At 68.0% G+C, this 25,354-nt stretch carries 22 protein-coding genes and 2 pseudogenes; 13 read left to right on the top strand and 11 right to left on the bottom strand.

Annotation, left to right across the window (positions count from 1 at the left end):
* Positions 1-6: 6 nt before the first annotated feature.
* The 3 genes from AC069I_RS07720 to purD form a co-directional block, all read right to left on the bottom strand.
* Positions 7-591, bottom strand: a complete 585-nt coding sequence (locus AC069I_RS07720) for a DUF3558 domain-containing protein (protein WP_478265033.1) — start codon at positions 589-591, stop codon at positions 7-9.
* 7 nt (positions 592-598) lie between these two features.
* Entirely contained in the window at positions 599-985 is a 387-nt protein-coding gene (locus AC069I_RS07715; RefSeq protein WP_034312497.1) for a PE domain-containing protein, read from the bottom strand.
* Between the two features lie 134 nt (positions 986-1,119).
* Entirely contained in the window at positions 1,120-2,382 is a 1,263-nt protein-coding gene (gene purD / locus AC069I_RS07710; protein ID WP_478265032.1) for a phosphoribosylamine--glycine ligase, read from the bottom strand.
* A 318-nt stretch (positions 2,383-2,700) separates the two neighbouring features.
* Between purD and AC069I_RS07705 the strand changes: the two genes are divergently transcribed.
* Both AC069I_RS07705 and AC069I_RS07700 read left to right on the top strand, forming a co-directional pair.
* Positions 2,701-3,819 carry a glycerophosphodiester phosphodiesterase gene (locus AC069I_RS07705; RefSeq protein ID WP_478224199.1) on the top strand — a complete coding sequence of 373 codons (1,119 nt, stop codon included), beginning with the start codon at positions 2,701-2,703 and terminating at the stop codon, positions 3,817-3,819.
* Positions 3,820-4,362: 543 nt separating this feature from the next.
* On the top strand, positions 4,363-5,901 hold the full coding sequence (locus AC069I_RS07700) for an amino acid permease (protein WP_478224198.1): 1,539 nt from the start codon (positions 4,363-4,365) through the stop codon (positions 5,899-5,901).
* On the opposite strand, the gene AC069I_RS07695 is transcribed toward AC069I_RS07700, so the two are convergent.
* Together AC069I_RS07695 and AC069I_RS07690 are read right to left on the bottom strand one after the other, a co-directional pair.
* Positions 5,885-7,105, bottom strand: a complete 1,221-nt coding sequence (locus tag AC069I_RS07695) for an MFS transporter (RefSeq protein WP_478265031.1) — start codon at positions 7,103-7,105, stop codon at positions 5,885-5,887. The genes AC069I_RS07700 and AC069I_RS07695 overlap by 17 nt on opposite strands.
* A gap of 112 nt (positions 7,106-7,217) precedes the next feature.
* Positions 7,218-8,153: a TIGR03564 family F420-dependent LLM class oxidoreductase gene (locus AC069I_RS07690; RefSeq protein ID WP_478224196.1), complete on the bottom strand. Its 936-nt coding sequence runs from the start codon at positions 8,151-8,153 to the stop codon at positions 7,218-7,220.
* A gap of 122 nt (positions 8,154-8,275) precedes the next feature.
* Between AC069I_RS07690 and AC069I_RS07685 the strand changes: the two genes are divergently transcribed.
* A complete protein-coding gene (locus AC069I_RS07685) occupies positions 8,276-8,701 on the top strand; it encodes an OsmC family protein (RefSeq protein ID WP_478265030.1) in 426 nt (141 codons plus the stop codon).
* A 68-nt stretch (positions 8,702-8,769) separates the two neighbouring features.
* Here AC069I_RS07685 and AC069I_RS07680 read toward each other — a convergent pair whose 3' ends face one another.
* Entirely contained in the window at positions 8,770-10,056 is a 1,287-nt protein-coding gene (locus AC069I_RS07680; RefSeq protein ID WP_016338079.1) for an adenylosuccinate synthase, read from the bottom strand.
* Between the two features lie 54 nt (positions 10,057-10,110).
* Between AC069I_RS07680 and AC069I_RS07675 the strand changes: the two genes are divergently transcribed.
* Both AC069I_RS07675 and AC069I_RS07670 read left to right on the top strand, forming a co-directional pair.
* Complete coding sequence (locus AC069I_RS07675; RefSeq protein ID WP_478224194.1) at positions 10,111-10,791, top strand: hypothetical protein; 681 nt, start codon at positions 10,111-10,113, stop codon at positions 10,789-10,791.
* Between the two features lie 185 nt (positions 10,792-10,976).
* Positions 10,977-11,615: a GmrSD restriction endonuclease domain-containing protein gene (locus AC069I_RS07670; protein ID WP_340686219.1), complete on the top strand. Its 639-nt coding sequence runs from the start codon at positions 10,977-10,979 to the stop codon at positions 11,613-11,615.
* 373 nt (positions 11,616-11,988) lie between these two features.
* On the opposite strand, the pseudogene AC069I_RS07665 reads toward AC069I_RS07670, so the two are convergent.
* Positions 11,989-12,753: pseudogene (locus AC069I_RS07665) on the bottom strand (FAD/NAD(P)-binding protein); the annotation flags it as partial.
* A gap of 104 nt (positions 12,754-12,857) precedes the next feature.
* On the opposite strand from AC069I_RS07665, the pseudogene AC069I_RS07660 reads away from it, so the two are divergent.
* The 3 genes and pseudogenes from AC069I_RS07660 to AC069I_RS07650 all read left to right on the top strand — a co-directional run bounded on the left by AC069I_RS07660 (position 12,858) and on the right by AC069I_RS07650 (position 16,939).
* Positions 12,858-13,716 (top strand): annotated as a pseudogene (locus AC069I_RS07660) (LLM class flavin-dependent oxidoreductase).
* A 447-nt stretch (positions 13,717-14,163) separates the two neighbouring features.
* Positions 14,164-15,417, top strand: a complete 1,254-nt coding sequence (locus AC069I_RS07655; protein ID WP_478224193.1) for an MFS transporter — start codon at positions 14,164-14,166, stop codon at positions 15,415-15,417.
* A 202-nt stretch (positions 15,418-15,619) separates the two neighbouring features.
* Positions 15,620-16,939: a sensor domain-containing diguanylate cyclase gene (locus tag AC069I_RS07650; protein WP_478224192.1), complete on the top strand. Its 1,320-nt coding sequence runs from the start codon at positions 15,620-15,622 to the stop codon at positions 16,937-16,939.
* On the opposite strand, the gene AC069I_RS07645 is transcribed toward AC069I_RS07650, so the two are convergent.
* Complete coding sequence (locus AC069I_RS07645; RefSeq protein WP_340688523.1) at positions 16,936-17,517, bottom strand: TetR/AcrR family transcriptional regulator; 582 nt, start codon at positions 17,515-17,517, stop codon at positions 16,936-16,938. The genes AC069I_RS07650 and AC069I_RS07645 overlap by 4 nt on opposite strands.
* A gap of 134 nt (positions 17,518-17,651) precedes the next feature.
* On the opposite strand from AC069I_RS07645, the gene AC069I_RS07640 reads away from it, so the two are divergent.
* Complete coding sequence (locus AC069I_RS07640; protein WP_478224191.1) at positions 17,652-18,878, top strand: lipase family protein; 1,227 nt, start codon at positions 17,652-17,654, stop codon at positions 18,876-18,878.
* 68 nt (positions 18,879-18,946) lie between these two features.
* Here the strand turns inward: AC069I_RS07640 and AC069I_RS07635 are convergent, their stop codons facing one another.
* Positions 18,947-19,354 carry a DUF3151 domain-containing protein gene (locus AC069I_RS07635; protein WP_007032496.1) on the bottom strand — a complete coding sequence of 136 codons (408 nt, stop codon included), beginning with the start codon at positions 19,352-19,354 and terminating at the stop codon, positions 18,947-18,949.
* 232 nt (positions 19,355-19,586) lie between these two features.
* Between AC069I_RS07635 and AC069I_RS07630 the strand changes: the two genes are divergently transcribed.
* On the top strand, positions 19,587-20,804 hold the full coding sequence (locus AC069I_RS07630) for a hypothetical protein (RefSeq protein WP_478265029.1): 1,218 nt from the start codon (positions 19,587-19,589) through the stop codon (positions 20,802-20,804).
* Between the two features lie 94 nt (positions 20,805-20,898).
* Here AC069I_RS07630 and fbaA read toward each other — a convergent pair whose 3' ends face one another.
* Both fbaA and AC069I_RS07620 read right to left on the bottom strand, forming a co-directional pair.
* Entirely contained in the window at positions 20,899-21,927 is a 1,029-nt protein-coding gene (gene fbaA, locus AC069I_RS07625; RefSeq protein ID WP_034312446.1) for a class II fructose-bisphosphate aldolase, read from the bottom strand.
* A gap of 83 nt (positions 21,928-22,010) precedes the next feature.
* Positions 22,011-22,832: an LLM class F420-dependent oxidoreductase gene (locus tag AC069I_RS07620; protein WP_478224189.1), complete on the bottom strand. Its 822-nt coding sequence runs from the start codon at positions 22,830-22,832 to the stop codon at positions 22,011-22,013.
* 50 nt (positions 22,833-22,882) lie between these two features.
* On the opposite strand from AC069I_RS07620, the gene AC069I_RS07615 reads away from it, so the two are divergent.
* From AC069I_RS07615 to AC069I_RS07605, 3 genes are all read left to right on the top strand, one after another.
* Positions 22,883-23,794: an aldo/keto reductase gene (locus tag AC069I_RS07615; RefSeq protein ID WP_478224188.1), complete on the top strand. Its 912-nt coding sequence runs from the start codon at positions 22,883-22,885 to the stop codon at positions 23,792-23,794.
* Positions 23,795-23,943: 149 nt separating this feature from the next.
* Positions 23,944-24,834, top strand: a complete 891-nt coding sequence (locus tag AC069I_RS07610; protein WP_478224187.1) for an SDR family oxidoreductase — start codon at positions 23,944-23,946, stop codon at positions 24,832-24,834.
* A gap of 3 nt (positions 24,835-24,837) precedes the next feature.
* Positions 24,838-25,311: a pyridoxamine 5'-phosphate oxidase family protein gene (locus AC069I_RS07605; protein WP_125679571.1), complete on the top strand. Its 474-nt coding sequence runs from the start codon at positions 24,838-24,840 to the stop codon at positions 25,309-25,311.
* The last annotated feature ends 43 nt before the right edge of the window (positions 25,312-25,354 follow it).

Raw genomic sequence — 25,354 nt, 5'->3', positions numbered from 1 at the left:
CCCTCCCTAGTTGCGTGCTTTCAAGGTCTGCAAAGCCGAATCGGCCGCCTGTGCGGACATTTCACACAGCTGCGGCATGGTGAACGCGCCGGCGGTGACGGCGACCGCCCGCACCGCCAGCGTCTGTCCCTGAGCGACACCCACGAGCGTTTCGCAGTCGCCCGGCGTGCCGGCGTCACGGTGGTTCCGGATGGCCGGGAACCCGCCGACCGCCGTCGGTTCCGTCGTCATGCTGTTCTTGCGGCGCTTGCCGGTGAACCACTCTTCGACGTCCGCGGTGATCGTGCGGACGTAATAGCCATGGAAGGGCTGCGCGGCGTCCGAGTCGAGGACACAGGTCGGGCCGTCGATCGGTTCCGCCGCCGCGCGCGGTTTGCTGTTGATCTTGAGCTGGTCGAGCTGCGGATCGGTGAGCAGGGCACACGGATCGACGCCCTGCAGGCTCAGTTCGGCGGGCCTGGCAGGCAGTGCCGACGCTTTGGCGCCCTGCGTGGCCGAGGCCAGCGCGGGTTCGTCGGGGAACGCCTGCCCGCCCGTGTCCGTGGCGCATCCGGCCAGCACGAGGGTGAGCACCCCGGCAGTCACCAGCACACGAGGCCTACGCCCGGTGTACACCACGGTCCCCGAACGCGGCGGCCTTGTCCGCATCACTGGTCTTGTACTCCTTGGCCGCCGTGCGGAGCTGGTTGACCAGGCCCCGCAGACCGGCCACGTACGCCCGGACCTGCGCGGCGTACGACTGGTCGCCGTCGGCCACGAGCTCGTTCCAGACGCTGGTCGCGTGCACGCTCACGGTGTCGTTGGCCGGAGTGTCGATCCGCAGCTGGTCGAGCCGCGTCATGAGCTTGTCCTGCAACGCGTCGACCTGCTCTTCGACGATCTTCGCCACTTCGAGCAGCTTCGACGGGTCGACTCTGATGTCGGCCACCGACGGTGGCGTCGGGACCGCCGACGTGAGGTCCTGGACCTTGCTCGATGCTGCCATTCCCCACCCCTTGGAAACACGCACGGTGACCGTTCGCCCTGTCGAGGCTACCAACGCGGATGTATCGGCTGCCTAAGCTTTGCAGGAAATACCGGGTTAGACGCAGCGGCCGCCCGAGCGGTTCCGTCCGGAATTCACGAGACCGGGGTGGCGATCTCTCCCTTGGCGGCGAGCAGGGCGATGTCGGTGCGGTGGTGGGAGCCGGCCAGGTGGACCTTCTCGACCGTCGCGTAGGCGTCCTTGCGGGCGGCCTTCAGGTTCTTGCCGGTGCCGACGACCGACAGCACGCGGCCGCCGGAGGAGACCACGGCGCCGTCGTCACGGCGGCGGGTGCCGGCGTGGAGCACGCCTTCGAGCTCACCGCCGGTGATGACGTCGCCGGTCCTCGGCTTGCCGGGGTAGCCGTCCGCGGCGAGCACGACGGTGACCGCCGCGCCGGAATCCCAGTCCAGCGGCGGCAGTTCGGCGAGCTTGCCGGTCGCCGTCGCGTGCAGGACCTTGCCGAGCGGGCTGCGCAGCAGCGCCAGGACGACCTGGGTCTCCGGGTCGCCGAAACGGCAGTTGAACTCGATGACCTGCGGGCCCTCGGAGGTCAGCGCGAGACCGGCGTAGAGCAGGCCGGAGAAGGTGGCGCCGCGGTTGTCGAGTTCGTCGACCACGGGCTGGACGATGCGGGCGACGACGTCGTCGACCAGGTCCTTCGGCGCCCACGGCAACGGCGCGTACGCCCCCATGCCGCCGGTGTTCGGGCCCGCGTCGCCGTCGCCGACGCGCTTGAAGTCCTGCGCGGGCAGCAGCGGGACGACCGTACGGCCGTCGACGAAGCAGAAGAGAGAGGCCTCCGGACCGTCGAGGAAGGACTCCAGGAGCACCGGGTGCCCGCCGTCGAGCAGCATCAGGGCGTGCTTGCGCGCGACGTCGATGTCCGTGGTGACCACGACGCCCTTGCCCGCGGCGAGCCCGTCGTCCTTGACCACCCAGGTGGGGCCGAAGCGGCCGAGCGCGGCGTCGAGGCGGGCCGGGTTGTCGACGACCTCGCAGTGCGCCGTCGGCACCTTCGCGGCCGCCATGACGTCCTTCGCGAACGCCTTCGAACCCTCGATCCTTGCCGCGGACGCGGACGGACCGAAGCAGGCGATGCCCGCCTTCCGGACCGCGTCGGCGACACCGGCCACCAGCGGGACCTCGGGACCGACCACCACCAGATCCGCCTGCCACTGCTTGGCGAGGGCGGAGACGGACTCGGGGTCGGCCGCGTCCACGCCGAGTTGTTCGGCCACCGCCGCGGTGCCGGCGTTGCCCGGGGCACAGGCCAGCGCGGTGACGGAAGGGTCTTCCGCGACCGCGAGGACGAGTGCATGCTCACGGGCGCCGGACCCGATTACCAGTACGCGCACGACGCACAGGGTAACCGGGCCGGAGACGCCCTGTCGGCGGAGCCACGTGAAACCCGCCCCGGCCGGAGGCCCCGCTATCGTGGCGGCGGGGCACCATAACGTCTGACCTGCGAAAACACGAACCTGACTCGGCGATGCGATCGCGGTCGCGGGTCACCGATCAACACAGCCCCGAACACGTCGCCGTCCTCGAGCGGGTGGTTCCATCCGGCGTTCACCCGGCGGTCAGCGCTCCGCCGGTCCGTCTTCGCCGTCCGGACGCCTCCTGCGTCAAGGGTTGCGCGGTACCCCGAGTTCAAGCGAAAGAGGTTACCCACCATGCGAAAGCGCCTGGGCGTGCTCGCCCTGTCCGGACTCGCCGTACTCAGCGTCACAGGGCTGGCAGGCGCTGCCGAGCCGAGCGCCCAAGATGTGTCGGCGCTGGCGAAGGGTCACGATGGTCCGGTGATCGTCGGACACCGCGGCGCCCCCGGCTACCGCCCGGAGCACACGCTCGCCTCGTATGAGCTCGCCTACCGCCAGGGCGTCGACTGGGTCGACGTCGACCTCGTGCCCACCAAGGACGGCCAGCTTGTCGCGCGACACGAGAACGAGATCGGCGGGACCACCGACGTCGCGAAGCACCCCGAGTTCGCGAACCGGAAGACGACGAAGGTCATCGACGGCACGTCGTTCACCGGCTGGTTCACCGAGGACTTCACACTCGCCGAGCTGAAGACCCTGCGCGCGACCGAGCGGATCCCGCAACTGCGGCCGAACAACAAGATCTACGACGGCCGCTACCAGATCGCCACCTACCAGGAGGTCATCGACCTGACGCGCCGCCTGGGCCGCGAACTGCGCCGTGAACTGGGGACGTACCCGGAGATCAAGCACTCGACCTACTTCTCCTCGATCAAGAACCCGACCGAGCCGAAGCTGGTCGAGCTGCTCAAGCGCAACGGGCTCAACCACCCGAAGGCGCCGGTGATCATCCAGTCGTTCGAGGTGTCGAACCTGATCGCGCTTTCGCGCCAGGTGCGGGTGCCGCTGCTGCAGCTGACTTCGGCGACCGGCGCTCCGGCCGACTTCGTCGCCAAGGGCGACCCGCGGACGTACGCCGACCTCGTGACGCCGGCGGGCCTGAAGGAGATCTCGAAGTACGCGGACTACCTGGGCCCAGAGAAGGCACAGGTCATCCCGGTGGTGAACGGCGCACTGGGGCAGCCGACCAAGCTGGTCGCCGACGCGCACCAGGCAGGGCTGAAGGTCGGGCCGTACACGTTCCGCAACGAGAACAACTTCCTCCCGCAGAGCCTGCGCTCGTCGGCGAACCTCGCCGAATACGGCAACGCGTTCGCCGAGCAGGAGGCGTTCCTCAAGGCGGGTGTCGACGGGTACTTCGCGGACCACCCGGACACCGCGCTGGAGGCCGTGAAGGCGTTCCGGGGGCGCTGAGGTCTCGACCCAAGTAGCCAGGGCGCCGGTACCGGGTGGGTCCGGTGTTCGTGGCGCAGGTCAGCGGCCCTACGTGACGACCGCCCCGGGACGCCGACTGTGTGGATTTTGGGGCGTTGGACGACCAGAAATCCACACAGTGCCCGACGGAGACGTGAGGGGTGTGTGGAAATAGAGACGCTCAACGTCCCGTTTTCCGCACACCCCTCACTCGCGGTAACACTCACCCGCCCACCAACCACGCCGAGTGGCCACATGAGGCGAAGGCGCGGTCCCCCAGCGATCGATCGCGATTACCACGCCGCCTTTGCCCACCCCCTGGAGAGCGCCCGAACCGCCACTCACGACCCACCCGGCCAGGGCTGATCGGCGGCCTCTCTACTCCCGTCGCCGTCCTTGCGCTGCGGCGGTGAGTGTCCTGAACGACCCTTTCCTGACAGCTGGGGACGGGTTTCTTGACGGGACCTTGACATGCGCAGGTCGACGGGCCTAATTTCGGCGGATCTCAATGGTCTGTCCGCATACCTTTTAAGTGGGTGCCCGATGGATGTCTCTGACAAGCAGGCCGCAGAACCCGCCGACGAAGACAGTGCCCGGCTCCACCAACTCGGCTACGCGCAGGAACTCCGGCGCACGATGTCGGCCTTCTCCAACTTCGCCGTCTCCTTCACGATCATCTCGATCCTCTCCGGCTGCCTGACCCTCTACGGATTCGGCATGAAAACCGGCGGGCCCGCCGCGATGATCTGGGGCTGGCCGCTGGTCGGCCTCTTCGTCATCCTGGTCGGGCTGGGCATGGCCGAGGTCTGCTCCAGCTACCCGACCGCGGGCGGCCTCTACTACTGGGCGGCGAAGCTCGCCCCGCGCAACGGCGCGGCGTGGTCATGGTTCACCGGCTGGTTCAACCTCATCGGGCAGATCGCCGTCACCGCGGGGATCGACTTCGGCGCGGCGCTGTTCCTCAACGCCTTTCTCGACCTGCAGTTCGGCTTCGAGGCGACGCCGGGCCACACGATCCTGCTGCTGGCGATCATCCTCGTGATCCACGGACTGTTGAACACCTTCGGTGTCAAGATCGTCGCGCTACTGAACAGCATCAGCGTGTGGTGGCATCTCGCGGGTGTGCTGGTGATCGTCGGGGTGCTGATCATCGTTCCCGAGAAACACCAGGACGCGTCGTTCGTCTTCGGCGAGTTCGTGAACAACACCGGCTGGGCGTCGCCTGTCTACGTCTTCTTACTGGGCCTCCTGCTCGCGCAGTACACACTCACCGGATACGACGCCTCGGCCCATATGACCGAGGAGACCAAGAACGCGGCGAAGGCCGGACCTCGCGGGATCATCAACTCGATCCTCGTCTCCCTGATCGCCGGCTGGATCCTGCTGATCGGCCTCACTTTCGCCATCCAGGACTATGAGGGCGCCGTCGGCTCCGAAACCGGGGTGCCGCCCGCGCAGATCTTCATCGACGCGACCGGCGCGACGACCGGCAAGTTCCTGTTGCTGATCTGCATCGGCGCACAGCTGTTCTGCGGAATGGCGTCGGTGACCGCGAACTCGCGGATGATCTACGCCTTCGCTCGCGACGGCGCGATCCCGGGTTCCAAGTTCTGGCACCGCATCAACAAGCGCACCCAGACTCCGACCAACGCGGTGTGGCTGGCCGCGGGCGGCGCGCTCCTGCTCGCCCTGCCGTACCTGTGGAGCGCGACCGCCTACGCGGCGGTGACCTCGATCGCCGTCGTCGGCCTTTACGTGGCCTATGTGATCCCGGTGTTCCTGCGGGTGCGCAAGGGCGACGACTTCGAACCCGGACCGTGGAACCTCGGCCGCTGGGGGAAGCTCGTCGGGACCGTCGCGACCGTCTGGGTGTGCTTCATCTTCGTGCTGTTCATGCTTCCGCAGGGATCACCGATCACCATCGACAGTTTCAACTACACGCCTATCGCCTTCCTTGTCGTACTCGGTGGTGCGGCGGTGTGGTGGTTCGCCTCGGCGCGCAAGTGGTTCACAGGCCCGAAGGTGCAGGGCTCCGAGGAAGAACTCGCCGCGGTGGAAAAGGAACTCAAGGAATTGGGGTAGCGGTCTCCTCCCGGGAGCGGCCGGCGCGGACTACGGTCACCGCGGCCGCTCCCAGCGCCCCGACTCCGGCGAAGGCGTAGAAACCCCACGGGTACGCGATTCCGGCAGTCAGCAGCGCGCCGCCGAGGATCGGGCCGCAGATCGCGCCGACGCGGCCGACACCGGCCGCCCAGCCGATCCCGGTGGCACGCATGACGTCCGGGTACGTCTTGCCGATGTAGGCGTACACGAGCACCTGCGCGCTGAACACGAAACCGCCGGTGAGGAACACGGCCACGTACAGGCCGACAGCGGGCAGCTTCACACTCAGCAGGGCCAGGAACACCGCCGCCCCGAGGAACCAGAAGATCACCGCCGGCCGCACGCCGACCTTGTCCGCCACCCGGCCCGCGACGAGCAGGCCGACGACGCCGCCGAGGTTCAGCGTGAGCAGCAGCCCGAGCGCCGCGCCCAGCGGATACCCGGCCTGGCGCATGATCTCCGGCAGCCAGGTGTTGAGCCCGTAGACCAGCAGCAGCCCCATGAACGACGTCACCCAGAACGCGATGGTGGCGCGCAGGAACCCGCCGCGGAACAGCCCGCCGACAACCTGTGTCGCCGACTTCTCCTGCGTCTCCCGCGCCCGCTCGAAAGACTCGGATTCCGGCAGGTACTTGATCATCAGCGGTATCAGCACGAGCGCGGGCAGCGCGCCGGCCACGAACATCGCGCGCCAGCCGAGCGGCTGGATCAGCCAGATGCCGAGCAGGGCCGTGAGCACCGCGCCGACGTGGTAGCCGGTCATCACCGTGGTGGTCGCGCTGCCGCCCTTCCCCTTGCGGGCGTACTCGGTGACCAGCGCGATCGCCGTCGGCAGACAGCCGCCGAGACCCAGCCCGGCGAGGAAACGCAGCAGACCGAAGACGAACGCCGACGGCGAGATCGCGCAGAGCGCGGTGAACGCCGAGAAGGCCGTGACCGCGATGATCAGCGCCTTGCGACGGCCGATGAGATCGGTGATCGTGCCGATCGCCATCGCACCGATCATCATGCCGATCAGGCCGAACGTCGAGATCACCGACGCCGTGCCGGGTGTCAGGTCCCAGACGTGGTCACGGAGCAGCGCGGGCAGCACCGTGCCCAGGACGACCAGGTCGAATCCGTCGAGCAGTACCGCCGTCCAGGCGAGTGGGACCACCCACGAACGGGCCGCGGCAGGGGACATTGGAGACCTCCAGCTGTGTTCGCTATGCGCACGAGTATGCACAATCCGAACGTTGTGAGCAAGGCCACTGGGCCCCTGGATGTCCTGAACGCCCCTTTTCATGACACGTGAGTCAGCGCTGGGCGAGGTCTCCGAGGACGCTCCAGGTGCGAAGCCGCTCTTCCGCGTTCCGGATGCCGCTCTGCGTCGCGACGACCTCGGTCGCCCCGGCGTCGAAGTACCGCCGGATCTCGGCCGCGACGGTCTCCTCGTCCCCGGCGATCACCAGGTCACCGGCGGAATCCACGCCCTGGGCGTCGAAGATCGCGCGATAGGAAGGGATGTCGCGGAAGAAGGCGTACTGCCGGTCGACCTGGGCGCGTACGGCGCCGGGATCGTCGGTCACGACGACCGGGACCATCGCGATGATCCGCGGCGCCGGACGACCGGCGGCGGCCTTGGTGATCTCCGGGACGATGAGCCCGGAAAGGGCTTTCGGTCCGGCGAGGAAGGGGATCGTGCCGTCGGCGAGTTCGCCGGTGACTCGCAGCGCCTGCCGTCCCATCGCCGCGATGATCACCGGGATGCCCGAAGACCCCGCGACAGACAGCGAAGCCGCGAAGCCCTTGGCGTGCGCCCGGACCGTCTCGCCGCGGAAATCGACTTCGCCGCCGTCGAGCACTTGCCGAAGGATCGTGAGGTACTCGCGAAGGTGCTTGATCGGCGACGGGTACTCGATGCCGTACGCCGGTTCGAGCCAGTTCTTCGCACCGGTTCCGAGGCCGAGGACGAATCGGCCGCCGGTGGCGGCCTGTGCCGTCTGCGCGAGACCGGTGATCAGCAACGGATGTCGGGGGTAGATCGGGACGACGCCGGTCCCGACGGTGATTCCCGCGACCGCGCGCCCCGCGAGGGCGGCGACGGTGATCGCGTCGTGCTCCATCTGCTGCGAGAACCAGACGGACGTCAGGCCCGCGTCGGCGGCCTGCCGGGTCTGCGTGATGAGTTCGTCGACGATGTTGACGGCGTCCGCGGTGTCCCCGGACGGGAGTGCCACTCCGATGGTCATGTTCAACGCTAACCATGCTGCCTAAAGGATATTTCGCCGTTCACCAGTTGGGATCATGCGCGCGGATCCCGGTGTAGACCCACCCTGGGCGGCGTCCGACACCTCGATTTTGGAGAGACCCGATGTCGTTGACCGATGTCATCGAAGGAACCAAGACCGCCGTCTCGTTCAGCGTCGCCAACGCGCTGCCCCCCGGAACCGCGACGCGGGTCGACGTGCGGGTGCGCGACCACTCGTTCGCCGTCGACGAGCCCGCCGCGCTCGGCGGCACCGACACCGCGGCGAACCCGGTCGAATACGTGCTCGCCGCGCTGGGCTCGTGCCAGGTGATCACCTATCAGTTCTGGGCGGCGAAGCTCGGTGTGCCGCTCGAAGGCGTGAAGGTGACCGTGGACGGCGACATCGACCTGCACGGGTTCTTCGGGTTCTCGGAGACTCGCCCCGCGGGCGCGGAGGTTTACGAGGACCTGAAGCGGCAGGTGGACGAACACTGCCCGGTGCTGGACCTGTTCCGGAACCCGACGCCGGTGAAGACCTCGCTCGCCTGAGACGCAAGGAAAGGTCCTTTCATTGCAGATTTTGCAATGAAAGGACCTTTCCTTGCACGCGCGAGGGGTCAGACGAACTCGTGCCGCACGATCGTCTGCTCGCGGCCCGGTCCGACGCCGATCGCCGAGATCCGCGCGCCCGACAGCTCTTCGAGCCGCTCGACGTAGGCCCGTGCGTTGGCCGGCAGCTCTTCGAAGGTGCGGCAGCCCGAAATGTCCTCGAACCAGCCCGGCAGCTCTTCGTAGATCGGCAGCGCGTGGTGCACGTCGGTCTGCGTCATCGGCATGTCGTACGTCCGGAAGCCGTCGACCTCGTAGCCGACGCACACCGGCACCTTCTCCAGGCCGGACAGCACGTCCAGCTTGGTGAGGAAGTAGTCGGTGATGCCGTTGACCCGCACCGCGTAGCGCGCGATGACCGCGTCGAACCAGCCGGTGCGCCGCGAGCGGCCGGTGGTGACGCCGAACTCGCCGCCCTGTTTGCGCAGGTACTCGCCGGACTCGTCGTCCAGCTCGGTCGGGAACGGGCCGGAGCCGACACGCGTGGTGTAGGCCTTGAGGATGCCCAGCACGGTGTCGATCTTGCCGGGGCCGATGCCCGAACCCGCGCTCGCGCCGCCGGAGGTCGGGTTCGACGACGTCACGAACGGGTAGGTGCCGTGGTCGACGTCGAGGAGGGTGCCCTGCGAGCCTTCGAGCAGCACGGTCTCGCCGCGTTCGAGGGCCTGGTTGAGCTGGAGGCGCGTGTCGGCGATGCGGTGCGCGAACTTCTCGCCCGCGGCCAGCACCTCGTCGGCGACCTGGTTCGCGTCCAGCGCCTTGCGGTTGTAGACCTTGACCAGCACCTGGTTCTTGAACTCCAGTGCCGACTCGACCTTCTGCCGGAAGATCTTCTCGTCGAGCAGGTCCTGCACGCGGACGCCGACGCGGGCGATCTTGTCCTGGTAGCAGGGGCCGATGCCGCGGCCGGTGGTGCCGATCTTGCGGCTGCCGAGGTAACGCTCGGTGACCTTATCGATCGCCACGTGGTACGGCATGATCAAATGCGCGTCGGCGGAGATCAGCAGCTTGCTGGTGTCGACGTCGCGTTCTTCCAGCCCGGCGAGTTCGTCGAGCAGCACGCCCGGGTCGATGACGACACCGTTGCCGATGACGTTGGTGACACCCGGCGTGAGGATCCCGGACGGGATGAGGTGGAGGGCGAAGTTCTGCCCGTCGGGAAGGACTACGGTGTGGCCCGCGTTGTTACCGCCTTGGTAACGCACGATCCACTGGACGCGGTCGCCGAGCAGGTCGGTGGCCTTGCCCTTGCCCTCGTCCCCCCATTGGGCCCCGATCAGCACGATGGCCGGCATGTGACACTCCAGGTGTTCGGCGACTGGTGGTTTGGCGCTGGTAAATGCCGGTGCATGAGCGTAACGGAGGGCCTTCGGGTGCGCGGAATAGTGGTGGTCTGTCCGGAGGGCGAGCCCACACTCCCGGAGATCGACGACGTCGAAATGGTGCACGTCCCGAGCCGCCCCGGCAAGGCGGATATCGACCCCTTGCTGGGGGAACACGATCATCTGGTGGTCGCGGGCACCGACGCGGACCTCGCGGCCGTCGCGCTGCGGCTGTTACGAAAAGAACAGCTCTCGGGCGTGTCGCTCGGCTTCGTGCCGTCGTCTCCGGACTCCGACGTCGCCCGTATCTGGAGCCTGCCGACGCAGCCGCTGCGCGCCCTCTCGCTCGCCCTGCGTGGCGAGGTCGACCCGGTGCCGCTGATCCGCGACGACACCGGCGGGGTGCTGGTCGGGCGCGGGGTGATCGGGATGATCCGCGGGGTGGCCTACTGCGACGAGCACACCGTCCTGCGCGGGCCCGCGCGCTCGATCGAGGTCGAGCCGGACACGAGCGGCCCAGGGCTGATGGTCCGGGTGACCAAGGGGACGCTGTTCAAACGGCCTTCGACGCATTACGCGCGGGCGTTCCAGCTCGGCTGCATCCCGACCCGGCCGAGCATCGACGGCGTCGCCCATCCACGCGCGATGAGCCGGTGGACCTGGTACCGGCACACCGAAGACCTCCGGCTGGTCCGCGGGCTGGACTAGCCCGTTCGGCTCAGAACCATCAGCTGGACTTTCCGAAGATTTTTCGGCGGCGGACACCCTGTCCTACCTGCTCGTGACACCCTCCGTTCACGAATAGCCAGCAGAGTGTCATCCGATGGTGTTGCGTGGGTCATATCCGTGCCGCATGGTGACCAGGTCCCCAAACCTGACACGGAGGCAGCAATATGCCAACTGCGCTTGCCGTTCGTCGCTCCTTCACCGTCCTCGCCGTCTCGGCGATCGTCTCCGCGGGCGTGGTGGGTGTCGCCGAAGCGACACCCCCGGGCATCCCATCGGCGGACACCGCCAAGACCCAGCTCGCCGCGCTGACCGTCAAGCCGGACGGTTCGTCGACCGGGTACAGCCGCGACAAGTTCCCGCACTGGTCCGACCAGGGCAACAGCTGCAACACCCGCGAGGTCGTGCTGAAGCGGGACGGCACGAACGTGCAGCAGGACAGCAGTTGCGCCGCCGTCTCCGGCAGCTGGTTCAGCCCGTACGACGGCGCCACCTGGCGCGCGGCGTCCGATGTGGACATCGACCACGTCGTCCCGCTGGCCGCCGCGTGGCGCACCGGGGCGTCGTCGTGGACCACCGCGCAGCGGCAGGCGTTCGCGAACGACCTCAGCGCGCCGCAGCTGATCGCCGTCACCGACAACGTCAACCAGGAGAAGGGTGACAAGTCGCCGGACGCCTGGAAGCCGCCGACCGTCGGCTACTGGTGCACCTACGCGAAGATGTGGACCACGGTGAAATACAAGTACAAGCTGAGCATCAAGTCGGCGGAGAAGACCGCGCTGACGGACATGCTCAACCGCTGCTAGACCTGCTCTGTCCGTGAAGGCCTCCTTCACTACCTTCAGAGTAGGGAAGGAGGCCTTCACGGACTTTCGGGGCTGTCAAGCGGAAAGGCGGGACGTTTCGCGGGCTGGGAGCCGAACTCAGTATGTGGGCGGGCCTCAAGGCCGTGATTAGCGTGAATCGGTCAGGCGCAAGCAAAAGCGCCCTCCCCGTTCCCGCTGGAGGCCACCCGGCGTCCCGTCCCGCCGCCACTTCCTTACTCGCGCTCACCGCACTTTTCGCCACCGCCTGCTCGTCCGCGGGCGGCTCGACGGGTGCCGACGCGGGGCCACCCAAACCCGGAGGCACGCTGCGCCTCGGGATCTCGTCGAGCCCGGACTGCGTCGACCCGGTCTCGCCGGGGAAACTCGCGCCGGAAGCGACGAAGACCCCGCGTTCCTCGTCCGCCGACACACGCGTTTCGGCGCCCAGGAAGGAAACGAGGCCGGCTTCCTGGAGGGCGAGCAGTTCTTCGAGCCGCCGCGGAGGCGGGCCGCTCGCGAAACAGGAGAAGAAGCCGAGGAACCAACCGTCCAAATCGGACAGTTGCGAAACCGCGTCGAACCGTCCGGTCCCCACCAGCGCGGGAAGCTGGCCCATCACGGACAGCAGTGCCGTGAACGCCCCGAGATCCGCGCTGTACTCGGGGTCCGCCCGTCGGCTCAAGTCGGCTTCGACGTACTCGCGCAGTTCCTTGCCGTACTCCTCCGCGGTGCCGAAGTCCTTGCCCGCCATGGGCCGGTCGAGACGATCCAGGTCCAGCCGGTCGTCCGGCGCCGGGATCGCTTCGCAGTGCCTCGAGTTCGGCGCGCAGGCTGTCGTCGATTCCGGTGTCGAGCCCGCCCGAGCGGACCAGCCGCGCCCACTCGATCAGTGACGGGCCCGGCCTGATCGGGCCGTGGATCCGCACGGTGTCGTCGGTGAAGACCGTGACGTCCTCGGGCATGGAGTTCATACGCAGCAACGGCGACTGTTCGTAGCGCCAGACCCGTCACGCCCCGGCGGAAAGGGATCGACGAGATGTGCCACCAGCCGCCGACCGCCGAGCAGTTCGGCGGCGTTGGCACCGAGCCGTTCGAGCACGCCCACCCCACGTGGACCGGCGCCGACCACCGCGAGCACATAGGGAAGGTCTGCGGTACTCACGAAGCCGAAGCCACGCCGGGATTCCGGGCGGCGTTCGGGTTCTCGAGGAAGTGGGGGGTCACGGACGAGAGGAACGCGCGATGCCGGTCGAATTCCTGGGCATCGGAGGCACCGACGACGGTTCGGAGACTCATCCGCGATCGGGTGCTGTTCGCGTACGGCTCCAGCGGGCCGGACCCGGTGCAGGCGGCCGCGTACGTCGCGTCGAAGCTCGACAAACTCCGGATCCTGTAGGCGCACCGGCCGAACGTCTCGTACCCGACCTTCGCGGCGAAGACGTTCGCCACGCTGGACCGGCCTTCGGACGGAAAGCTCACGGTGCACTTCATCACCGGCGGCAGCGACCACTACCGCTTCGCCGACTTCGTCCTCGACGTCGGTCCTGTGCGACGGCCACGCCCCGATGTGTCGTTCGGCGGGTCGTCCCCGGCGGCGTACGCGGCGGGCGGGGCGGAGGCGGACACCTTCTGCCTCTGGGGTGAGCCTCTCGCACAGACCGACGTCCCGCGGATCCAGGTCGCCTTCCGCCCGATCATCGCGCCGACCGAGGAACTCGCCTGGGAGAAGGCGTATCGCACGGTCGACGCCATGGATGGAGGGGGCCGGCAGCTGACCCGGCGGCCTTCGCTCACGAACCCGGAGAACACCGGCTCGCAGCGGCTCCTCGCGGTCGCCGCCGAAGGCGAACGGTTCGATCGGGCACTGTGGACCCCCACCGCGGCCGCGACCGGCGGCGCCGGGAACTCCAACGCGCTGGTCGGCACGCCCGAAACCGTCGCGCAGGCCCTGCTCGACTACTACGACCTCGGCGTCGACACCCTCTCCGCGCGCGGTTACGACACGATCGACTTCGGCCGTCACGTCATCCCCATCGTGCGCGAGGAGGTCGCCAAACGCGACGCGGCTTCGGCCCGCGAGGTGCTCGCGGTCGACGGTTGAGCCGCCACTGCACCGAATGGCGGTCGATCATCCATTCGGTGGAGCGCGTCGGTGCCGTCTGAGGGACCCGACGGTCGCGGAGCGGAGTCGGAACGCGTTCGCACACCATGCGAACACAAGCGGGCCCGGGGGTACCCGCGGCCGTCTTCGCGGCGCCGTACCTCCGAGCCGGGTGACGCGGCCGCGGCCGGTTCTTTCCCGGCGAAAGGCCCAAAGCCACCGAAAGCCGCAGGTCCGAGCCGAGGCACCGGTCACCGGGACATCTTCGCGAACGGCCGTGCGTCCACGAAAAAGATCTCCAACTCCAGAAACCCGGCGAAAGAACCTAGCCAATCACCAACAGTCAGGAGACACTTACGTGAACGAATGACGCTTCGTGACTAGCTCGTGACCGCGTTACTCTCGGTCACGAGTTTGTCGCGTAATAAGGACCCTATTGGGGGCAGCATGGCTTCGGCCGGACGGGTCACTTACCGAGAGGTGTTCGGTGTAGCCGAGTTCCGTTCGCTCTGGTTCGCCGAGCTTTTCTCGATCTTCGGTGATCAACTCGCCAGGGTCGCCCTCTCCGTCCTCGTCTTCACCGAAACCCGTTCCGCGACCCTGACCGGTCTCACCTACGCGTTGACCTATGCCCCGTCGCTGCTCGGCGGCATCTTCCTCACCGGGTTCGCCGACCGCTTCCCCCGGCGAACGGTGATGGTGACCGTCGATCTGCTGCGAGCGCTGCTGATCGCGCTGGTCGCGGTGCCGGTACTGCCGTTCTGGGTCCTGTGTGTCCTCGTCGGCGCCGTCTCGCTGCTGAATCCTCCGTTCAAGGCGGCCCAGCTGGCTCTGCTGCCGCAGATCCTCGAAGGCGACCGGTTCGTCGTCGGCATGGCGATCCGCAGCATGACCGTCCAATCGGCACAGCTGGCGGGATTCGCCGGCGGGGGTCTCCTGCTGACCGCGCTGGAACCCCATATCGCCCTCGCGCTGGACGCGGTCACCTTCGTGGTCTCGGCGCTGTTCGTCCGGTTCGGACTGGCGTCGCGCCCGGCCGCGGCGTCCGGCGAGAAGCGCAAGTCGTTCTTCGCCTCGATCGGTTCGGGCGGGAAGATCGTCTTCGCCAGCTCAGGGTTGCGTTCGCTGCTGCTGTTCACCTGGCTGATGGGCCTGCTGCCGGTGTACGAGGGCATCGCGGCGCCTTACGTCGCCTCGTCCGGCGGAGGCCCCGAGGTCATCGGCCTGCTGCTGGCCGCCGACCCGATCGGCAGCGTGATCGGCGCGTTCATCTACTCGCGCTGGGTGCCGGCACACGTCAGACCGAAACTGATCGGGCCGCTTTCCGCGCTGACGGCGATCCCGCTGCTGCTGTGCTTCCTGCAGCCGGGGCCGTGGGCGTCGATCGCCCTGTTCGTCGTGTCCGGCGGGCTGGGCACGGTCGCGCTCATGCAGGCGACGGCGTCGCTGACCCTCGCGGTCCCCGACGAAAGCCGCGCTCAGGTGATGGGCCTGTCGAACACCGGACTGACCACGACCATGGGTGTGAGCCCGCTGATCGGCGGCATCCTAGCCGACCAGACCGGCGCGCAGTCGACGGTCGGCTTCTTCGGTCTTGCCGGATTGCTGCTGACCGTTCCGCTGGCGGTGGCCTGGGGAAAGACACTCAGGGCGGCCCCGGAAAAGTGGATCGAGCATGACGACGCACGCGCGGAACATTGAGGTGCTCCACGCGTGGTCAATCCTGCGCAGCCGTGCGGCTGGCGCCCTGTGTCACTGCTCCTTACCGGCCATCGCTGGCACCTTTCCCTCGGTCTCTCAGAGAAAAGTACACACCTAGGGAGCTTGTCGACAGCCCGCAAGTCAGTGGAAGCTGTCGGTAAGTAGGGGGTTTCGGAGAATGACGCAACAGTCAGGGGGAAAGATGATCACATCGGAGGAACGCGCTGGACATCGTTCGGCTCTCACGGTAACGGCGTGGGAGCTTTGGAAGCGGCCCACGAACTGGATCACCTTCACGGGGCTGACGGTCGCGGCGATGCTCGCGCTGACCGGGATCTTCACCATGACCGTCGCGATCGAAACGTCGCAGGTCATGACCTGCCTGCTGCTCGCGGCACTGGCGATCGTGCAGGCCGAGGCGACCCGGCGGATCGAGCACCAGCGGCGCAGCCTGAGCATCACCCCGCACGTCAGCATGACGTCGGTCTGGGTCTTCCCCGGCGCGTTCATCCTGCCGCCGCAGCTCTCCGCGCTTCTCGTCGCGGTGATCTATCTTCACCTCGGTTTCCGCAGCTGGTCGGGGATTCGTCACGTGAATCCCCATCGGACTGTGGCGAACGCCACAACCATGACGATGTCCGCGTTCGCCGGCTGGGGGGCCGTGCAGCTCGTGGGTGACGCTTCAGTGACGGTCTCTTCGATCTGCTTCGCGGGCCTCGCCTTCTTCGTCGTCAACACCGCTCTCACGGGGATCGGGCTCTATCTGGCCGCCCCCGGCAAGGCTTCCGTCCCCAACTGCCTCGGCACCTGGGACGACAACATCCTCGAACTCTCCACGGTGTGCCTCGGCGGCCTGGTCATCGCGGCCCTTCCGTACCAGCCCGCGCTCGTCCTGCTGATCTTCCTGCCGCTGTACGTGCTGCAGCGTTCGGTGCTGATCAAGCAGCTGGAAGAGCTCGCGACCACCGATCAGAAGACCCAGCTGCTCAACGCGACGACCTGGCAGCAGGGCGCCATCCGCGAGGTCGCCCGCGCCGAGCGCGAGAACGGCCAGTTCGGCGCGCTGATGATCGACCTCGACCACTTCAAGAGCATCAACGACACGTACGGCCACCTCGCGGGCGACGACGTGCTCAAGGGTGTCGCGGCGCTGGTCAAGGCCGAAACGCGGACGCAGGACCTCGCCGGCCGCTTCGGCGGTGAGGAATTCGTCGTGCTCCTGACCTCGTCTTCGAAGCACGAGTCCGTCGCGGTCGCCGAGCGCATCCGGCAGCGCATCAGCGAAATGGTCATCAGGACCCAGGACAACGAGGGCAACCCCGTGGTCATCGAACAGCGGACGGCGTCGGTCGGCGTCGCGACGTACCCGCTCGACGGCCGGACGATCGACGAGGTCATGGCCTCCGCCGACGCGTCGGTCTACGCGGCCAAACGCAACGGCCGCAACCGCGTGGTCTCGTCCCCGGATCTGGCGTCGGTCGCCGACGTGGCTGGAATGCCTCTGGAGGCCGTCGCGGCCTAACGGAGTCTTTCCATCACGTCGGCGGCCTCGGTTCGAAGACGGACGACGCCGCCGACGGTGAATTCGGTGAGCAGGTCGATGAGCGCGTCCGCGTCGGGCGGCTCACCGTCCCAGCTCGCCTGGACGAGCGCCTCGGTCATCGCGAAGAACAGCGTGACCAGCGCCTTGTCCGCGCGGCCGGAGTCGACGCCGTGCCGGGCCCAGCGCTGCCTGCTCGCCTCGGTGTAGACGCCGGCGAGCCGTTCCCGCAGCCGGGTGAGGGCCGGGTCGCCCATGCGCTCCGCCTCGCGCAGGACGGGGAACGCGTCGGGGTTCGCCGCTACGAAGGCGAACATGTTGGCGTAGTTGGCGCGCGCCCAGGACCGCAGCTCGGGCTGAGAGAGGTCCAGGGCGGGTGCGCCGATCGCCTCGAAGGCCCGTTCCTCGATATCCGCGACGACCTGCGTGAACAACGTCGTGCGATCGCCGAACTGCTCGTAGACGGCCTGGCGGGACACGCCCGCGCGCCGGGCGATCTGCTCGATCGTCGCGGCCTGCGCGCCGTGCACCGCGAAGACACCGGCGGCCGAACTCAGCACCCGCGCGCGTTGCTCGCCGATCGGGAGTTTGCGGGGTCTCCCTCGCGGCGCCGGGCTTGACATTGTGCGCCACCTCACTGACTCTCTTTTTCGACACATCTGTCGAAAATGTTTGTGCTCAACGAGGAGCAAGCATGCGTCCAGGATCCCGGCGCGGTGTTTCCGCCGCCGTCTCAGCGGCCACCATCGCGGCCCTGCTGACCTTCGGGGCACCGCAGGCCACGGCCGCCCCGTCCTTCTACGATCCCCCGTCGCCGCTGCCCGCGGGTGCTCCCGGCGACATCATCCGGCACGAACCGTCCACCTTCTACGTCGATCCCGTGAAACTCATCAAGGCCGACGCGGACGTGCGGCGGATCATGTACCGCAGCACCGACACCCACGGCAAGGCCAACGCCGTGACCGGCACCGTCCTCACCCCGAAGAAGGCGTGGACCGGCGCGGGCGAACGGCCGGTCATCGGCTACGCGGCCGGGACGCAGGGCGTCGGCGACCAGTGCGCGCCGTCGAAAGCCCTCGCTGCGGGCATGGAGTACGAAGGCCCCTTCATCGCCGGGCTGCTGCTTCGCGGCTACGGCGTCGTCGTCACCGACTACGAGGGCCTCGGCACCCCGGGTGTCCACACGTACGTCAACCGCGCGGCCGAGGGCAACGCCGTCCTCGACTCGATCCGCGCGGCACAGCGCCTCCCCGAAGCGAACCTGCCGGACAACGGCCCGGTCGCGACCGCGGGCTACTCGCAGGGCGGCGGGGCATCTGCGTCGGCCGCCGAACTCCAGCCGTCGTACGCGCCCGAACTCAAGCTGAAGGGCTCGTACGCGGGCGCCGTCCCGGCCGACCTGGCCGAGGTCGGCAAGAACATCGACGGGCACTACGCCTTCGGGTTCCTCGGATTCACGCTGGTCAGCATGGACGCGGCGTACCCGGAACTGAACATTCCCTCTCTGCTGAACGCGAAGGGCGCCGAAGCGTTCGAGAAGGTCAAGCAGGAGTGCACCGGGGACGCGATCTTCGGACACGCCTTCACGCAGTCGAAGGACCTGACGAAGGACGGAAGGCCGCTGACCGCGTACCTCGGCGAAGAGCCGTACAAGACGCGAGTCGGCGAGCAGCTCATCGGAGCACGGAAGCCGGGCGCGCCGACGCTGGTCGTCCACAGCGCACTCGACGACATCGTCCCCTACGCGCAGGGACGGACCATGGCGCGCTCGTGGTGCGCGAAGGGCGCGAAGGTGCAGTTCTCGACTTCGCTGGTTCCGACGCACGTCGGCGGGGCGATCCGGGCTTTCCCGGAGGCTTTCGCTTGGCTTGAAGGACGCTTCGCGGGGCTGCCGGCCGTGGGGAACTGCGGCCTGTTCTAGGGCTCACCGAGTGCTATGAAAGGTCCCTTCCTTGCAAATTTTGCATGGAAGGGACCTTTCATAGCGCGCTACTTGAGGCCGGTGGCTTCCGCGGCGGCGGGGTCCGAGTCGCTGAGGAAGGTCCGGCAGCGGTCGTACTCCTCGGTCTCGCCGATCTTGCCGGCGGCCTTGCCGAGGACCGCGAGGGAACGCAGGAAACCCTGGTTCGGGCGGTGCGACCACGGCACCGGACCGTGTCCCTTCCAGCCCGCGCGGCGAAGCTGGTCGAGGCCGCGGTGGTAGCCGGTGCGGGCGTACGCGTACGCGGCGACGGTCTCGCCGGCTTCGAGCGCCTTCTCGGCGAGGGCGGCCCACGCCTCGCTGTAGTCGGGGTGCTCGGCGGCGACGGCGGCCGGATCGGTCCCGGCGTCCAGCGCCGCCTGCGCGGCGGTGTGCTCGGGGAGATGCGTCGGCTGGGGGCCGAGGAGGTTCGTCATACGGGCCATTGTGCCCACCCCGTGTGACTAGAAGAACAGGCTCCCGAGAATGCCCCCACCGGCCAGCACCAGAGCGGCGACGAGGACCGCCGCGACGAGTCGTTTCGGCATCATGGCGGCACACCTTGCCCTGCTTCGCACGCCGACCGCAAATCAGCCACCCCTACGGGTGAACCCCGATTTTCGACCCCAAATGCTCATCCCGTGATCTGGAGCAGGGAAGATGGCCCGCATGACAAAGGCGACAGAAGTGACCGGGGACCTTTCGCCGGGTGTCATCCCCCGCAGCCCGATCGCGAAGACGAGGCTGTTCTTCAAGCTCCACTGGCACCGCGGCGCGCCGGGACAGGCGACGCCGGACTGGGTGCTGAACTTCTGCTACTCGATGTGGCTGGCGGCGTTCGCCTTCAAGCTGGTCGGCTCGTCGTGGGACATGTCGTGGCATTTCATGTGGCTGCGCGACGACCTCGCCCCGCCGCACCTGATCAACACCGTCGGCACGGTGATCATCATGGTGCTGGTGGCGATCCACAGCTACACCGGGATGGGCGCCGACCGGCGGTCCCTGCGGCTGATGCAGGTCGGGCTCGTGGTGTTCCTCATCGCGGCGCCGCTGGACGTCATCAACCACCGCGTCAACGGTCTCGACCTGACCGCGTGGAGCCCGTCGCACATGATGCTCTACATCGGAACGGGCATCATGCAGGCCGGAGTGATCATGGGCTGGCTGAAGTACGCGAAGCCCGGCCGCCGGCGCACCGGTGTCCTGATCGGACTGTGGGCGTTCTTCCTGGAGAACACCTTCTTCCCGAACGGTCAGCAGGAGTACGGCATCCTCGGCCTGCGCGCCTGGGAGCGCGGCACGCCCCAGGCCGAGCCCGAGCTGCTGAACTTCGCCGCCAACCAGATCGGGCATCCGGTCGATCGGGTGGCCGTCGAGTACTTCACGATGCCGATCGACGACTGGGTCTACCCGCTGTGGGGTATCGGCGTGATGGCGCTGATCTTCGCGCTGGCGCGGCACACCACCGGCTTCCGCTGGGCCGGGACGACGGTCGCCGCCGCCTACCTCGCCTACCGGCTGGTGATGTGGCCGCTGCTGCTCGGGATGGGCTTCCCGGTCTCGGTCGTGCCGTTCTACCTGCTCGCCGTCGGCCTCGCCGTCGACCTGGCGTTCCGCATCGGCCGCGGCCATCCGCTGCTGACGGCGGGCGCGGGCGCGCTGCTGGTGACGGCGTTCGGCTACGGGATGCTGTGGGTGCAGTCGCAGTTCCGGCCGTGGATCCTCGGTGACGCGCAGACGGAGTCTGCGCCGCCGGTGGCCTACTGGACGGCCGCGGTCTGCCTGGCCGGGGTCGGCGTGCTGTGGGCCGCCGCCGGTCCGGGGACGCGGGCGATGAACTCGCTGCTGGAGAAGCGCCGCGAGAAGACGACGCTCCCCGCCGCCTGAGGCTCTGAGTACGTGAAGGCCCCCTTCATTGCGCCTAGCGCAGTGAAGGGGGCCTTCACGTACTTCCGCATTTAGAGGACTAAATGCGTACTGGTCAGAGCTTCTTGCCCGCGGAGCCCAGCGACTGAGCGGCCTCGACGACGCGCGCGGCCATGCCGGCTTCGGCGGCCTTCAGGTAGCTACGCGGGTCGTAGACCTTCTTGTTGCCGACCTCGCCGTCGATCTTCAGGACGCCGTCGTAGTTCTTGAAGAAGTGGTCCGCGATGGGCCGGGTGAAGGCGTACTGCGTGTCGGTGTCGACGTTCATCTTCACGACGCCGTACGACACCGCCTCGCGGATCTCCTCCGGCAGCGAGCCGGAACCGCCGTGGAACACGAGCTCGAACGGCTTCGAACCGGCCGCGAGGCCGAGCTTCTTCGCCGCCGCCTCCTGGCCGCCCTTGAGCACGTCCGGGCGCAGCTTCACGTTGCCGGGCTTGTAGACGCCGTGCACGTTGCCGAAGGTCGCGGCCAGCAGGTAGCGGCCGTTCTCGCCGGAGCCGAGCGCGTCGATCGTCTTCAGGAAGTCGCCCTCGGCGGTGTACAGCTTCTCGTTGATCTCGGCTTCGACACCGTCTTCCTCGCCGCCGACGACGCCGATCTCGACCTCGAGGATGATGTTCGCGGCCGCGGCCTTGGCGAGCAGCTCCTGCGCGATCTCGAGGTTCTCGTCGAGGTCGATCGCGGAACCGTCCCACATGTGGCTCTGGAACAGCGGGTGCTGACCGTTCTTGACGCGCTCCGCCGAGATCTCGATCAGCGGGCGGACAAAGCCGTCGAGCTTGTCCTTCGGGCAATGGTCGGTGTGCAGCGCGACGTTCACGTCGTACTTGGCGGCGACGACCTGGGCGAACTCGGCGAGCGCGACCGAACCGGTCACCATGTCCTTGACCTTCTGGCCGGACGCGAACTCGGCGCCGCCGGTGGAGAACTGGATGATCCCGTCGCTCTCCGCCTCGGCGAACCCGCGGATGGCGGCGTTCAGGGTCTCCGACGAGGTCACGTTGATGGCCGGGTAGGCGAATTCGTTCGCCTTCGCCCGGTCGAGCATCTCCGCGTAGACCTCGGGGGTGGCGATGGGCATCGTTTACTCCTCCTCGAAGCAGGCTGGTGCACCTCTCGGCCGCATCGTACGAGGTCGGCCGGGAGGTGCCTACAGCCGTCGCGTCAGAGGAGGACCGCGGCGAGCGCCCGGTAGACCGGCAGGGGGTCGGAGTTCAGTACCTGAATGTTGACGTGGTCCGCCCCGGCCTCGATATGCGCGGTGACGCCGCGGGCGACCGTCTCGGCGTCGCCGTGCACGGCCAGCGCGTCGACCAGCTTGTCACTGCCCTCGCCCGCCAGGTCCTCGTCGGTGAAACCGAGTTTCCGCAGGGAGTTCGTGTAGTTGACGAGGCCAAGGTAGAACTTGACGGTGCCCCGCCCGATCTCGCGGGCCTTCGCCGGATCGGTCTCGAGGACGACCTTCTGCTCGGGCGCGAGCAGCGGCCCCTCCCCGAGGATTTCCCGCGCCTGGCGCGTGTGCTCGGGCGTCATCAGGTACGGGTGAGCGCCCGCCGTGCGGTCCCCTGCGAGTTTGATCACCTTCGGGCCGAGCGCGGCGAGCGCGCGGCCTTCGACTGGCACTCCGGCGGCGTCGAGCGCGTCGAGGTACTCGACCAGCGCCGTATACGGCTTCTTGAACTCCGCGGTGTGCTCGCGGTGCCCGGCGCCGACACCGAGCAGGAAGCGGCCCGGGTGTTTCGCTTCGATGCGCTTGTAGGACTCCGCGACCGTGGCCGCGTCGTCCTTCCAGATGTTGACGATGCCGGTGGCCACCTTGATCGTCTTCGTCGCGTCGAGGAGTTCCTCCGCTTTCGCGAGGTCACCCGCGGGCGATCCGCCGAGCCAGATGGCGCCGTATCCGAGTTCCTCCAGCTCGCGCGCGAGTCCGGGGGTGAACACGCTTTCGTGCTGCCAGATGCCGATCCTGCCGAGTTCGATTCCCATGTACCGAGGCAACACCGCGAGCGGGCGATGTCTTCCCTTAAGTTCGAGCCATGGCGAAACTCGGGAATACCGACCTCGACGTCCGTGGGATCAACCTCGGCGGCAACGTCTTCGGCTGGACCGCGGACGAGCAGCGGTCCTTCGCCGTCCTCGACGCCTACACGGCGGCGGGCGGCAACTTCATCGACACGGCCGACCTTTATTCGGCAGGCGGTTCCGAGACGATCATCGGCGAGTGGCTGGCCAAGCGCGGCCGACGCGACGACGTCGTCATCGCGACCAAGACCGGTATGTGGGAGGAGCGGAAGGGCCTGTCGGCGGCGAACATCGCGGCGGCGGCCGAAGACTCGCTCCGACGGCTCCGGACCGATCACATCGACCTCTACTACGCGCACATCGACGATCCGGACACCCCGATCGAGGAGACGCTGCGCGCCTTCGACGCGCTCGTGCGCGCGGGCAAGGTCCGTTACATCGCGGCGTCGAACTACTCGGCCGAACGGCTGAGCGAGGCACTGTCCATTTCGGATCGCGAGGGGCTGGCGAAGTTCGTCGCGCTGCAACCGCACTACAACCTCGTCGAGCGGGACTACGAGCGGGACCTGGCGCCGACGGTCGAGCGCGAAGGTCTGACCACGTTGCCGTATTTCTCGCTGGCCAAGGGTTTTCTCGCCGGGAAGTACCGGTCGAAGGACGACCTCGGCGACAGTCCGCGCGCCGCCCGCGCTTCGTCCTATTTGGACGAACGCGGCGAGCGGGTGCTCTCGGCGCTCGACGAGGTCGCGGAGTCCCGCGGCGTCCCGGTCGCCACCGTTTCCCTCGCCTGGCTGTTCGCGCGGCCGACCGTCACCGCGCCCATCGCGAGCGCCCGCTCGGTCGAGCAGCTGAACGACCTCCTGCCCGCCGTCGACCTCTCGCTTACCCCCGACGAGATCGACGCCCTCACCTCCGCCTCGCGCTGACACCCCCCGCATTTCGTCCTCTGAATGCGGTAGTTGGCACCACGAACTACCGCATCCAGAGGACGGAGCGCGGACTTACTTGCGGGTAGCTTACTCCGGGTAGGTTGAGGTACCGTCCGAAAGCCTTAGGGCTCGGACGAGGAGGCAACGTGGCCAAGAACAGCGTGAACGGCAAGGTCGTCCTGATCACCGGCGCCGCGAGGGGCATCGGCGCGGGACTCGCCGAGCGCCTGGCCGCGCAGGGCGCGAAGGTCGCACTGGTCGGCATCGAAGCCAAGGAACAGCAGGCGGTCGCCGACAAGATCGGCCCCAGCGCCCACGCCTGGGAAGCCGACGTCACCAGCTGGGACGACCTCGAACGCGCGACCGCGGGCGTCGTCGAACACTTCGGCGGGATCGACATCGTCATCGCGAACGCCGGCATCGCGACCTCCGGTTTCGTCCGGTCGGTGGATCCGGCCGCCTTCGAGAAGGTCATCGAGGTCGACCTCCTCGGCGTCTGGCGCACCTTCCGCGTCACCCTTCCGCATGTCATCGACCGCAAGGGCTACCTGCTCGCGATCTCCTCGCTGGCCGCGATCACGCACGCCCCGGGCATGGCCAACTACGCCGCCGCGAAGGCCGGCGTCGAGGCGTTCTGCAACAGCTTCCGCGCCGAAGTCGCCCACCTCGGCGTGAAGGTCGGCGTCGCGCACCCGACCTGGATCCGCACCGACCTCGTCGAGAGCGCCGACCAGCACCCGGTCTTCGGCAAGCTCCGCGCCGGCATGCCCGGCCTGCTCGGCAAGACCTATCCGCTGTCCGTCGCGCTCGACCACCTCCAGGCCGGGGTCAACAAACGCGCCCGCACCGTGCACGTTCCCCGCTGGGTCGGCGGTCTCAAGCTGATCCGCGCGTTCCTGCCGCCGATCATCGAGATCGGCGCCAAGAGCCGGATCAAGAAGGCCGACGCCGCGGCGCTCATGGACATCAAGGAGCGCGGCGCGTACGAATCTTCAGTGACCGGTCAGGCAGGCCGGGCCGCCACACGAAAGGGCTGACGTATGTCCCGTCGCGACCAGATCCGCATGTCACCTGACGAACTCGCCGCGTACCTCGACGAGCAGAAGGTCATCAACGTCGCGACGATCGGCCCGAACGGCCGCCCGCATCTGGCGCCCCTCTGGTACTACCCGCACGAGTCCGGCGTCGCGACCTGGACCTACGGCACGTCCCAGAAGGCGAAGAACCTCGAGCGCGACCCCCGCGCCACCGTGCTCATCGAGGACGGCGAAAGCTACGACAAGCTGCGCGGGGTCTCACTCGAAGCCGACGTCGAGGTCATCACCGATACGGCCGTGGTCACCCAGATGGGTATCCAGCTCATGCAGCGCTACGCAGGCGCGAAGCCGGGCGATCCCGTTCCGGACGAGCTCACGGGCTTCATCGGCAAGCAGGCCCCGAAGCGGATCGGGCTGATCTTCCGGCCGACCAAGATCGTGAGCTGGGACCACACGAAGCTCGGCGGCACATACTGACGGGTAGGTAGTACTAGCAAGTAACTGTTACTTGAGGTAACGT

The organism is Amycolatopsis sp. NPDC043885, from assembly GCF_056435685.1.
Note: the sequence above shows the minus strand (reverse complement) of the source record. Positions and strands in the feature narration are given on the sequence as shown.